Below are 12,224 nucleotides of genomic sequence, written 5' to 3'. Positions count from 1 at the left end.
ATTTTGGTGACGATGTGGCGTTGCGTTTCATGCGAAGCTTAATGGCACAATGCACTCTATATAGGACAGCGGATTATTCAGACACCAGTTGGATGGGACCTGATCCCATAGATGGCATCGCCTTTGCCTTTTTCCAGCCACCATGAAGATAATATCCAATCGACAGGACGCAGGACGCAATCGCGGTCGCAACAAATGATCCCCAAATGGCATCGGCGCCAAAACGATCGTATAGGCCGAAGCCAATACTGAAACGCACCAACACTGCGCTGAATATCAGGATAAGGAGCGGCGCAACTACGGCGCCATTCGCACGCACGGCAAAGGTCACCACAACCGACACACCCATGAGGACGAAGGTCCACCCGATGACGTGGTTGATATGAATAGCGATGTCGATGGCGGGGCTACCGCTTGGCAGAAACAGGCCAAGCAATGGCGTAGCGAACAAGGTCATGAGCAAGATCAACACCCCTGCTAGCAACAGGTTGATCCCAATTCCCGACCACACGATGCGGCCAACGCGGTCCCATTTATTGGCGCCGATATTCTGCGCGACCATGGCGCTGACGGCGCTGCCCACGGCGACCGCTGGCATCTGCACATAGCTCCAAAGCTGATTCATCACGCCAAATGCCGCCGTTGTATTTACGCCTTCTCGATTGACGAGGCCAATCATCACCACGGCAGAACCCGACATAATAATCATCGACAGGCCCATCGGCAGGCCCATGCGCGCAATCGGTTTCAAGAAGCGCGCATCTGGCCGAAGCCATTTTAGCTCATGCCCGCGCAAGCGGATGGTCAGGTCACGCGCATATACCTTGCGGAGCAACAGGCCCAAGCTGATCAGACCGGCAAGGATGGTCGCAAGCGCCGACCCGGCAATGCCCATCGCGGGTATGGGGCCTAAGCCCAAGATGAAAATCGGGTTTAAGATAATGTCGAGAACCACGTTCAACACCGTATTCCAAAATGGCGTCACCGAATCCCCCACACCACGCAGCGATGATGCAACAAGCACCATGACAAATGAGGCTGGCATCGACAGGAAGATGACGCGTAAATATGCGAGGGCCAGCGGATAGACCGTTTCCGGTGTGGCCATCAGGCGGAGCATTTGGGGCGCAAAGATCCAGCCTGCCGCCGCTGTGACAATGCCCGCCGCAAAGAAAATGCCGAATGCGGTACCCATGATGCGACGGACAGATTCGACGTCGCGGCGGCCCATATTCTGACCGATTAAAATGGTCGTCGCCATGGTAAAGCCGAACAAAGTGGAGAACATCAAAAACATGATGAGCCCCGCATTGGCCGACGCAGCCAGCGCCTCCTCGCCCAAGAATTGACCGATCCACACCGAATTAACCGAATGGTTCAGCGACTGGAGAATGTTCACGCCAAGCGACGGCAGCGCGAACAGGAACAAGGTCTTCGCCACTGGACCAATGGTCAGGTCGCGTTGATGGGCAGGCGTAGCTATGCTGAAATACCTTCGCTGTTAATGGTCAGTACGGCAGTCATCCCAACCGCTTTAACGCCGCCGTCAGCCGCTCGGCCTCGGCAGCTTTCTCAGCATGGTCCGCCCGGGCTTTTTCCACGGCTTCGGGCTTTGCTTTTTCCACAAACGCCGCATTGGACAAGCGCCCTGCGAGCGCATCACGCTCTTTGGTGGCGGCCTCAATGGCTTTGCTAATCCGGCTGCGCTCGGCGTCGAGGTCGATCGCTCCATCGAGCTTTATCACCAAGATGCTATCGCCAACAACGACCTGTATTTTGGCTGCGCTCGAAGGTTCCCACTCAGAATCTAGATCTAGCCGCGCCAAACGCGAAATAGCTGAATGCTGATCTTTGACGAACCAGACGGCTTTTTCTCCTACTTTCATGAAAGCGCCGCCCATTTTTGTTCCTGGGGAAATTCCAAGATCATTTTTCGCTGCTCTGACTTTTGATATAATTTCAACCAGCCACTCAATCTCAGCCTTCGCCTCAGTATCAACATCTGCCAACGGCTCCGGCCATTTGGCATGAATGACATCATATTCCCTTGGGCAGGCGGGGTCGGCCAGCGCATGCCATAATTCTTCGGAAATAAACGGCATGAACGGATGCAGCATCACCAAGATCTGGTCCAGCACCCATCCGGCGACGACCTTCGACTCTTCGTCCATGTCCTGCTTTTCGCCATCGACGAAAGCGGGTTTGATCAGTTCGAGATACCAATCGCAGAATTGGTCCCAGACGAAATGGTACAGCACATCGGCCATGCCGTCGAAACGGAACTCGGCAAACGCTTTGTTCAGCTTTTGAACGGTGCTGACAACTTCGCCAATGATCCAGCGGTTGACCGCCAACTCGGCCTTTGGCGCGTCAACACTGTGCGACCCGCTTATGCCGTTGGATTGCGCAAAGCGCGCGGCGTTCCACAGCTTGGTTGCAAAATTACGGTACCCTGCAACGCGGCTTTCATCCATTTTAATGTCGCGGCCTTGGCTTTCCATAGCCGCCATGAAGAAGCGCAAAGCATCCGCGCCATATTGGTCAATCAGGCCCAATGGATCGACCGTATTGCCCTTTGACTTCGACATTTTGCTACCATCCGCCGCGCGGACAAGGCCGTGCAGATAGAGCGTTTTCCAAGGCACTTCTTTCATGAAGTGAATGCCCTGCATCGCCATCCGCGCATCCCAGAAAAACAATATGTCAAAACCGGAAATCAGCACATCATTGGGGTAATGGCGGTTGAGCATAGTTTGAGAATCCGCGCCCGCATCGTCCGGCCAACCCAAAGTGCCAAACGGCCAAAGCGCGGACGAGAACCAAGTGTCTAGGACGTCGGGATCACGCGTCAGTTCGACGCCCGCGCCTGCAAGCGCCTGCGCGGCCTCTTCGGTTTCGGCGACATAGCATGTGCCATCGGCGGCAAACCATGCCGGTATCTGGTGCCCCCACCATAGCTGGCGCGAAACGCACCATGGCTGGATATTTTCCATCCAGTTAAAATAGGTTTTTTCCCAAGATTTCGGCACGATATCGAAACCGCCATTGGCCTTGCCTTTGCGCGCGGCTTCGATGGCTGGCTTGGCAAGTGTTTCGGCGTCGACATACCATTGGTCGGTCAACCATGGCTCAATCACTTGACCTGACCGGTCGCCAAAGGGGGTTTGGATGACGCGGTCTTCGACTTTTTCAAGCAGGCCCAAGGCGTCCATCGCTTCGACGACCATCTTGCGGGCGTTGGTCGGTTCGCCTTCGATGCCAAAGCGATATTGTCCGATATATTCGGCTGGAATAAGTCCATCGGCGGTCTGCACGACGCGGCCTTCGCCGTCGAGCATGTTGAACATGTCGCTCGCTTTGAAACCGGCGCGCTTGCCAACTTCAAAGTCGTTGAAATCATGTCCCGGCGTAATTTTCACGGCGCCGGAACCCAATTCGGGGTCGGCATGTTCGTCAGTGACAATGGGGATCAAACGACCCGTGATCGGCAAGCGGACATTTTTGCCCACCAGATGCGCATAACGTTCATCCGCCGGGTTCACCGCGACGGCCATATCGGCCAGCATCGTTTCAGGCCGCGTGGTGGCAACGCTAATAAAGCCGCTGCCATCCTCTAACGGATATTTGAAATGCCAGAATTTGCCATTGATCTCGCGCGTTTCGACCTCAAGATCCGAAATCGCGGTTTTTAGGCCGGGATCCCAGTTGACGAGGCGCTTGTCGCGGTACAGCAGGCCTTGGTTATAAAGATCGACAAACACCTTGATGACAGCCTTTGAAAAGCCTTCATCCATGGTGAAGCGTTCATTCTCCCAATCCATGGAACAGCCAAGGCGGCGCAACTGGCCAGTAATTTCTCCGCCGCTTTCCGCTTTCCATTCCCACACCTTGGCGACAAATTCGTCACGGGTGAAATCGGTGCGTTTTTGCTGACGCGCGTTCAACTGCCGCTCGACGACCATCTGTGTCGCAATGCCCGCATGGTCCGTACCGACGACCCATAACGCATCCTTGCCCTGCAAACGCGCATGGCGAATGAGGATATCCTGCAAGGTGTTGTCGAGCGCATGGCCGATGTGCAAGCTGCCCGTCACATTGGGCGGCGGGTTCACGATTGTGTAAGGCTCTGCATGGGGGCGATCAGGACGAAATGCGCCAGTGGCTTCCCAATGCGCATACCATTTCGCCTCAATCGCGGCGGGGTCGAAAGTCTTATCGATAGTCATGGTTGTGTGCCATAACGAGCCGCGCCAGAAAGGGAAACCCTCACGGCGCGTCTCGCCAAAACAAGTGTAAGATGACGGGGGCGGCTATGCCACCCGACGCCTAAAAATAAAGAAGGCCGCTGCAAAGCCACCCGCGACGAGCAGGCTCAACCACAATTCCTGCGACGCTGCTGGATCTAGGCCCTTTGCGACCAAGATGACCAGCATCGCCGCCATCGCGATATAAGTGCCAAAAGGGTGAAACCACATTTTGATTTGTAGCCGTTCTGGGGCCTCCGCCTCATATTTACGGCGCAGCTTCAGCTGTGCGCCAGATGTCATAAGATACAGAAGAAGCATGGTCACGCCGCAGCTATTGATCAGGAAGCTGAACACCACATCGCGTGACACCGCGTCGGCGGCGAGCGCGACATAGCTAAATAGGCTGGCGATCAAGATGGCGCGCGCCGGCACTTTGCGATTGTTGACCTGCACCAGCCATAGCGGCGCGTCCTTATGCTTCGCGAGGCCGAACAAAGCGCGTGAGGTGACATATAGGCCGGAGTTCAGACATGACAGCACGGCGACCAAAACCACAGCTTCCATAATAAACTGACCCGCTGGCAAGCCCATATAGGCAAGCGTGGTGGCAAAGGGCGACACCTTGGGTACAATCTCGGTCCATGGCACGACGGACACGATGAGGAAGATCGACAGCACATAGAAGATAAGGATACGCATCGTGACCGACACGGTCATGCGGCCAATGACTTTGGAAGGCTCTTCGGATTCGGCAGCTGCAATGGTCGCGATTTCGGCACCAACAAGGCTGAATATGGTCGAGGTGGCTGCCGCCAGCACAACGCCCCAGCCATTGGGAACAAAGCCATCATGCGCCGTTAAATTGCCAAAGGTCGAACCGCTACCGGAGGTTAGGCCAAAGGCCCATGCGGCGCAGATTAGAATGAACACAATGATCGCGGCGACTTTGATCGACGAAAACCAGAATTCAAACTCACCATAAGCGCGCGCCGACATTAGGTTTACCGCGGTCAAAATCGCCATCAGAGCAATGCCGATGCCAAGTTCGGGCACGGCAGGAAACCAGCCATGTAAGATTTGCGCGCCAGCAATCGCCTCAATCGCGACGACAACGACCCAGAAATACCAATAAAGCCAGCCGGACATAAAACCCGCCAAATGACCAAGGCCCGCACGGGCGAAGTCAGGGAAGGTTTGCACACCGTCCACGGCAATCGCCATTTCGGAGATCATGCGCATGACCAGCAAAATGATGAACCCGGCAATGGCAAAGGAGAAGACGGCGGCGGGACCAGCCTGGCTGATTGTGGTGGAGGAGCCGACGAACAGCCCCGCACCAATAATGCCGCCAATGGCAATCATCGAAACATGTCGCGACTTCAAACTGCGCGACAGTTCAGCCCCGCCATTGGTTTCGGTTGCGACATTATGCGCAATGTTCGTCATATTCCCCCCTTATTTAACGTCGCACCAGCGCAGGCCTTTGCTGGGCCGACGCCTATCATTGTCGGCTCACTTACCCTTCAGATATTTACCCACCCAATCAAACACCGTCCGGTGCCATTGGACCGAATTCTTTGGCTTCAACACCCAGTGATTTTCATCGGGAAATACCAGCAATTTCGATTCCACGCCTTGCTGCTGCAATGCCGTAAAGGCGGCCAGCGACTGTGAATAAGGGATGCGATAATCTTTCTCGCCATGAATCACCAAAGTTGGCGTTTTCCATTTGGTGACATGGTTGACCGGGTTCCATTTTTCCGCGTCACTGCGGGTGGTCCATGGTCCGCCATTGTCCCATTGGTCGAACCATAATTCTTCGGTTTCATAGGCCATGGCGCGCAGGTCAAAGATACCGGCATGGTTGACAAGGCACTTAAAACGGTCGGGCCAATTGCCCGAAATCCAGTTCATCATATAGCCGCCATAAGAGCCGCCGAGCGCGCAGGCATTGGCGGTATCAAGCTGCGTATCGATCTTGCCAACGGCATCCATGCCCTTTTGCAAATCTTCGAGCGGCCAACCGCCCCAATTTTTGTTGATGCTGTCGGTGAATTTTTGGCCGTAGCCAGTGCTCCCATGAAAATCGATGCTGACCACGGCATAGCCTTGGGCCGCCATGACGGCGGGGTTCCATCTATAGGACCAGTTGTTGTTAAACGTACCCTGCGGCCCGCCATGGACGAGTAACAGGACGGGCAGCTTACCCGTTGCGCCCTGTGGCTTGACGATCTGGCCATAGACTTGGTCGCCATTGGCCCCGGCAAAGTTAAACTGTTGGTAATTGACGGGATCAAGCATCGCGAGCGTGTCGGCGTTGACATTGGTCAGGCGGGTCGTTCTGCCCTTGGCATCCATATGGATAAGGTCAGACGGTCCGGCGATGCTGTTGATCGCATAGACCACGCCACCATTTTTAAGCGGCACGGCCTCAGCGATATTGCCGCGATCGGTCAGGCGTGTGACTTTACCATTCAGGTCGATGCGGAACAGCGGGGTTTCCAAAACATCCTGCGCGGTGGCGAGAAGGCTTTTGCTGTCGGCGGCCCATGCAAGCGAGCCGACCGAACGGTCCCATTTTTCCGTGAGTGCTATGACTTTACCACTCTTCAGGTCCATCAGCTTGACAACCAACCGGTCGGCTTCATAGGTCGCGCGCGCCATTGATGTCCATGCCAGATATTTGCCATCGGGGGATGCGACCGGTGTTGTGTCCATGCCGGCGTTATCAGCAGTCATGTTGACTGGCTTGGCCTTGCCGAGCGCCGAGCGGTAAATATCCAGATTGGTGGATTTGGCTTCTTGGGCATCGGAAAAACGCAGGGTGAATAGCACTGCGCTGCTGTCCGCGCTCCAGCTTATTTCTTCGCCGCCGCCAAAGGGCTTTGTTGGCGCATCGCCGACAAGCGTTCCGTCCATCGCTGCCGCCGACGTACCAAGTGTGCCGTCTGCGCCGAGCGCAACGGTGAACAGGCGGCTATAATTGCCCGGCGTTTCCCATTGGTCCCAATGCCGAACCATTAGCTGATCATATACGCGGCCCGTTCCAGGGCCCGGTTTTGACGTATCGCCATCCGTGTCGCAGCCAAATTCCATGCAATCGCGGGCAATGTCGCCCCAGATGGCAAAGTTTTTTCCATTGGGGGAGATTTTGAAGCCGCTGACATCAGCCTTGAAATCGCTCGCTTGCGTGGCTGTGGCCGATGCAATGTCATAGCGCCAAATTTGGTCCGACCCGCTTTGGTTGCTAATATAATAGATGCTTTTGCTGTCGGGTGAAAAAGCAGGGTCATGTTCATTTTTGTCAGGCGTTGAGGCGAACATCACCGGCTGCGCATCAGCGGTGCCGAGCTTCAGCATATACAGATCCGTCTTGCCCTTGTTCGCCGCCAAATCGGTCTCGCGCAACTGATACGCGATCATTTGCCCATCGGGCGACGCCGCAACCGCCGACAGTCGCTTCATCATCACGAGATCGGTCTCGGTCATGGGGCGAGCCATGGCACCTGTGGAGAGGGCGCCAAGCGAGATGGCAGACGTGCCCAAAAGGGCGGTGAGAAAGAAGGCTTTTTTCATACATCGCACGCTAGTCAGCGCACAGCAGGCAAGCAAGAAGTTTACACGGACAAGCGCTGGGTATTTAGCGGACTATGTTGCCGCCCTTCATAACATGGGCGACATTTTCCAAAATACGGATGTCGTTCAAAGGATCTCCGTCCACCGCGACAAGATCGGCAAAGCGCCCGGGTGCGATGCTGCCGAGTTCGTCGTCTTTGCCCAATAATTCTGCCGCGCGGACCGTTGCGCTTTGAATGGCTTGCATCGGGGTCATGCCGTAACGGACCATATAAGCAAATTGCCGACCATTTTGTCCGTGCGGATAGACGCCGCTGTCGGTGCCATACGCAATATTGACGCCCATTTTGACGGCCTGACTAAAGCGGGCGCGCTGCACATCCGTGGTCTCACGGTTTTTGCGGAGATATTCTTCAGGCCATTTCTCGCGCGTCCCGATGTCGTCAATATAATCGCCATTATATATATCCATCACCAGCCATGTGCCGCTGGCTTTCGCCATGGCCAATGCTTCATCGTCAATCAGGCTGGCATGTTCGATGGAACGTACGCCTGCGCGGATCGCGTTTTTGATACCAACCGCGCCATGGGCATGTGCGGTGACGAATCTGCCCTTTGCCTTTGCGGTTTGCACGGCCGCGCGCAGTTGCGCTTCGCTAAGCTCTGGTTCGCCAGGTTCGGTGCCGATGGCAAGCACTGCGCCCGTGGCGATGGTTTTAATAAAGTCAGCGCCTTGTTCGATAAGGAATTCTGTCTTTGCTGCAGCTTCTGCGGGCGTGCTGGCAATGCCAAGCCGCATGTCAGTCGGCAATTCTTCATTGGGCACAACGCCGTTCAATTCGCCGCCACCCTTGGGCAGGGTGATATAGGCACCGGAAACGAACATGCGTGGCCCAGGAACATGACCCGCGTTGATCGCATCACGCAAGGCTACATCGGTTAGTCCCCGATATGTGCCGACATCACGAACCGTCGTGAAACCAGCCTCTAACGTCAGCCGAGCATTATGCGCGCCTAACAAGGCGGTTGCCGCAGGTGATGTTTTGATAGGCAGCGCGAGGTCCGCGCTTTGTCCTGCATCTGCCAAATGGGTGTGCAGGTCAATCAAGCCGGGTAGAACGGTGAACGCGGTCCAATCCACCCGTTTCGCGCCCTTGGGTGTCGCGCCGCAGGGTGCGAAGGCCGTTATCCTGTCGCCGGTGATACTAATACATTGATCGGTGAGAACGGTACCCGCCCGAACATCCACAATCTTGCCCGTGGCAACATATAGGTCGGACGCTTGCACGGGAGCCGCCATGCAGATCAAAAACGCTGCCAATGATGTCAATTTGTGCGCGCTAACCACATCATGGCTCCAAAAGCGCACGGCCTTCGTCACCCTTTTTTGGTGATGCGCGTGATTTCGCGTTCCACCATCGCCTCGACGATAGGAGGCAAATGGGTGTCGAGCCAATCTTTTAACATCGGACGCAACAGGTCGCGCGTAAGCCCTTCAAGCGACGTTTCACCAGACCGAACAATTTGCGGTGCTGCGCCAGGTTCAGCCAGGGTTTGCAACGCGGAAAAGCTGTGGCGCAGGCTCTGCGCTTTATTGGTATCCAGTAAAACTTCGCCGCTGCCGGCATTGTCATCGGCGTCGGTTAGCTCAAGGACTTCGTCTTGCTCGGCATCCACCGCAGCGGATTTTGAGGCGGACTTTCTGGCGGGACGATTGCGGTCATCATCGGCGATGATGCGTTTGATCGAGGCCAAGATTTCATCCATTGAAGGTTCGTTTCGGCTGTCAGCCATATTTTCAGCCCTTACGTAAATTACCGGTTTCTGCTGTCGGTAACAATTGGCTCTATCTCTGCCTTTTGCGCAGCCGTGTCAACGGTCCGGGTCGATTTGGTTACGGGATCTGGCTGTGATGACCAGTCGTTCCATCCGCCGTCCACTTTTTGATAATCAGCGACAGGATCGTATAATGTGCCGCCTTCAAGGCCCAAGTCGCGCGCCTCGGCTTTACCCATTGCGGCCAACAAAGTGAAACCAGCGACATAAGCGTTACGGCGTGCGGCGACGAGTTGAACCTTACTGTTCAGCAATTCTTGCTCAGCGTTCAATATGTCCAATATGGTGCGGTTACCAACGCCATTTTCGGCGCGCGTCCCTTCCAGCGACAATTCATTTGCCGACACCGCGCGTTCGGAGGCAGCGATGACGTCAAGGGCAGCCCGCCAACTGGCGTAAGCGGCGCGGGTCTGCGCAATCACTTCCCGCTCAGCAGCGATTTCCAATTCTTGCGCTTGGCCAAGCCGGGCTTGCGCCTGTCGAATTTGCGCTGCGGGTTGCCCGCCTTGATACAAGGGTAAAGTCGCACGAACACCCGCTTGGGCATTTAAGGAACTGTTGTCTGCAACAAAACCCGGAATATTCGAAGAAATCGAATTCAACGCGTTGGAATAAGATTGGGACGTAAAGACGCTGATTGTGGGCAGACGCGATGCATTTGCAGCGCGGCGATCAAAACGGGCGGCCTCGCGCGTTTCGCGCGCGGCGATCAAATCCGGATTGCTGTCCAATGCTACGGCCACTGCGCTGTCTGGCGTTGACGGCAAATTGGGCAGTGGCGGCGGCGCCTGCAACTGCCCGGGCTCGCGTCCGACCAATTGGATATAGATTTCTTTCGAACGGATCAGATTGGCGCGGGCTGTTTCCAGATTGCTCGTTGCCAGAGCAAGGCGCGCTTCAGACTGGGCAACGTCGGTGCGGGTCAAGTCACCGATTTCAAACCGGTCACGCGTGGCATCCAGATTGACGGATAGCACGCCAACCTGCGCGCGGTTCAAATCAACAATCGATTCATCGCGAATGACGTCCATGTACGCGCCGACCACCGCCGAGAAGATGGCGCTTTCTGTGCCACGCAAATTGGCAAAGCCGGCCTCAACCCGGTTTTCCGCCGCACGCACTGCATTTCTAATGCCTCCACCCGCATATAAGGGCGCTGAAATGGTGCCGTTAATGTTGATACCACGGGCTTGAACTACGGAGCCGCCGCTGTCCTGAAGGATATTTTCGACATAGGTTGGTTGCACCGTGATATCCGGACGACCATTGGCCTTTGCCAAAGGAACGCCTTCATTGGTTGCGCGCTGTCCCTGCCGTGCTGCGGTTAGGTTGGGATTGGTTTCATATGCAGACAACAAGGCGTCACGCAAAGTGTCCGCATTGGCAGGTACGGCCAATCCTGTGGACGCCAGCAAGGCGACCATGAATAGACACCGAGCGCTCAAAATACGAACTCCGGTTTGCGTGCAAAAGCCGGCAATGGGGCAATTTCGCTATCTTCAAATGATTTCAACGCAATATTTCCCTTGTGAACATAGCCCTTGGCCAGGCGCGTCACCGCACCTTCAATGATACCAGTCACCAATCGCGCACCGTCGGCAGCAAGATTTACCAACGCGGCAGGCAGCTCTTCTGCTGCGCCGTCAATGACAATTAACGAATATGGAGCCGATGATTGCGCCGCTGCAACATTGTCCGGCGTGACAGAAAGGAGAGCGCTCACCCGTGTGCGCAAAATCGCGGCAACATAGCCATCCTCTTTGCCAACCAACAAAACATGATCGTCTGCGCGCACATCAGCTGCCTGAAGCAGCAGCGCGGTAGACACGCTAGGGCTGAGGACGAATCCACCATCCAGCGCAATTGATCGGTCCATATAGGCCGTGGATCGATGGGTGAGGGGTACGAAATCCTCACGTGGGATGCTACCCATGGCCGACAGCACCCATAAGTCGGTTACGCCACTTGTGCGCAGCTGGCTGTCCACCATAGACCGCCGCATTTCTTCAAAATTCACTGATTCCATCGGAATATTTCCACTAACTTGCTTGCCATTTGGCATAGCTGTATTGCAAACGCAATACAGCCTTTGAGTCTGGTTCTAGCCAGCCTTGTCCGTTACGCCAAGCGGGATTCAGACAAACAGCCGATTTCGGGTTGCAAATAGCAACTTTTTTAAAGCTTGTGGCGGTCGGGGCACAAGGTACCAGATTGCCAGTTGCATTGAATTGGCCAAGCCGCTAAACGCCCGCCTTCACCACATAATGGCATTGCTGTTCAGGCAAGTTATTGTTCAGGGGCCCGATGGCGGAGTGGTGACGCAGAGGACTGCAAATCCTTGCACGCCGGTTCGATTCCGGCTCGGGCCTCCAACAATTTTTACTTATTCTGCTGCATCTCGCCTCTTGCTCTAAATCTACTCATGTCGTCAGCGCCTGAGCCGACAAAAAACGCATAGGTAAAAAAGCTTGGATATGCCTGCTGAATGGCCTTTCCATGGGAAATGTAGTGGGCTAATCCTTCACCGAGATGAGTGGGTAAATCATTGGCTAACTGGCCAATAAA

8 protein-coding genes and 1 tRNA gene are annotated in these 12,224 nt (G+C 55.3%); 1 reads left to right on the top strand and 8 read right to left on the bottom strand.

The window, feature by feature from the left end; genetic code table 11:
• Positions 1–73: 73 nt before the first annotated feature.
• From D7D48_RS09345 to D7D48_RS09310, 8 genes are all read right to left on the bottom strand, one after another.
• Positions 74–1,429 (bottom strand): MATE family efflux transporter, encoded by a 1,356-nt coding sequence (locus tag D7D48_RS09345; protein ID WP_185739836.1) that lies wholly within the window; start codon positions 1,427–1,429, stop codon positions 74–76.
• Positions 1,430–1,520: 91 nt separating this feature from the next.
• Positions 1,521–4,226: a valine--tRNA ligase gene (locus D7D48_RS09340; protein WP_125231146.1), complete on the bottom strand. Its 2,706-nt coding sequence runs from the start codon at positions 4,224–4,226 to the stop codon at positions 1,521–1,523.
• Positions 4,227–4,310: 84 nt separating this feature from the next.
• On the bottom strand, positions 4,311–5,693 hold the full coding sequence (locus D7D48_RS09335; protein WP_125231145.1) for an amino acid permease: 1,383 nt from the start codon (positions 5,691–5,693) through the stop codon (positions 4,311–4,313).
• A 66-nt stretch (positions 5,694–5,759) separates the two neighbouring features.
• Positions 5,760–7,823, bottom strand: coding sequence for a S9 family peptidase (locus D7D48_RS09330; RefSeq protein ID WP_125231144.1), 2,064 nt, complete (start codon positions 7,821–7,823; stop codon positions 5,760–5,762).
• 64 nt (positions 7,824–7,887) lie between these two features.
• Positions 7,888–9,123, bottom strand: a complete 1,236-nt coding sequence (locus D7D48_RS09325) for a Xaa-Pro dipeptidase (protein WP_125231143.1) — start codon at positions 9,121–9,123, stop codon at positions 7,888–7,890.
• 77 nt (positions 9,124–9,200) lie between these two features.
• Positions 9,201–9,617: a DUF2497 domain-containing protein gene (locus tag D7D48_RS09320; RefSeq protein WP_125231142.1), complete on the bottom strand. Its 417-nt coding sequence runs from the start codon at positions 9,615–9,617 to the stop codon at positions 9,201–9,203.
• 20 nt (positions 9,618–9,637) lie between these two features.
• Positions 9,638–11,083, bottom strand: a complete 1,446-nt coding sequence (locus D7D48_RS09315; RefSeq protein WP_125231294.1) for a TolC family outer membrane protein — start codon at positions 11,081–11,083, stop codon at positions 9,638–9,640.
• Between the two features lie 17 nt (positions 11,084–11,100).
• The gene (locus tag D7D48_RS09310; protein ID WP_125231141.1) at positions 11,101–11,685 is read right to left on the bottom strand and encodes a protein-L-isoaspartate O-methyltransferase family protein; all 585 of its coding nucleotides are present in this window, start codon (positions 11,683–11,685) and stop codon (positions 11,101–11,103) included.
• Positions 11,686–11,957: 272 nt separating this feature from the next.
• Here D7D48_RS09310 and D7D48_RS09305 point away from each other — a divergent pair.
• Positions 11,958–12,031: transfer RNA gene (locus tag D7D48_RS09305), tRNA-Cys, on the top strand.
• Positions 12,032–12,224 lie beyond the last annotated feature (193 nt).

It is taken from the genome of Sphingorhabdus wooponensis (assembly GCF_003933235.1).
In the GTDB taxonomy this organism is placed as follows: domain Bacteria; phylum Pseudomonadota; class Alphaproteobacteria; order Sphingomonadales; family Sphingomonadaceae; genus Sphingorhabdus_B; species Sphingorhabdus_B wooponensis.
The sequence above is the reverse complement of the archived record's forward strand: the minus strand, read 5'-3'. Positions and strand labels throughout refer to the sequence as shown.

What these genes read in the sequence shown, in the direction of transcription:
- D7D48_RS09340 (WP_125231146.1), bottom strand. Translation starts at nt 4,226, where the DNA reads ATGACTATCGATAAGACTTTCGACCCCGCCGCGATTGAGGCGAAATGG.
- D7D48_RS09335 (WP_125231145.1), bottom strand. Translation starts at nt 5,693, where the DNA reads ATGACGAACATTGCGCATAATGTCGCAACCGAAACCAATGGCGGGGCT.
- D7D48_RS09330 (WP_125231144.1), bottom strand. Translation starts at nt 7,823, where the DNA reads ATGAAAAAAGCCTTCTTTCTCACCGCCCTTTTGGGCACGTCTGCCATC.
- D7D48_RS09325 (WP_125231143.1), bottom strand. Translation starts at nt 9,123, where the DNA reads ATGGCGGCTCCCGTGCAAGCGTCCGACCTATATGTTGCCACGGGCAAG.
- D7D48_RS09320 (WP_125231142.1), bottom strand. Translation starts at nt 9,617, where the DNA reads ATGGCTGACAGCCGAAACGAACCTTCAATGGATGAAATCTTGGCCTCG.
- D7D48_RS09315 (WP_125231294.1), bottom strand. Translation starts at nt 11,083, where the DNA reads ATGGTCGCCTTGCTGGCGTCCACAGGATTGGCCGTACCTGCCAATGCG.
- D7D48_RS09310 (WP_125231141.1), bottom strand. Translation starts at nt 11,685, where the DNA reads ATGGAATCAGTGAATTTTGAAGAAATGCGGCGGTCTATGGTGGACAGC.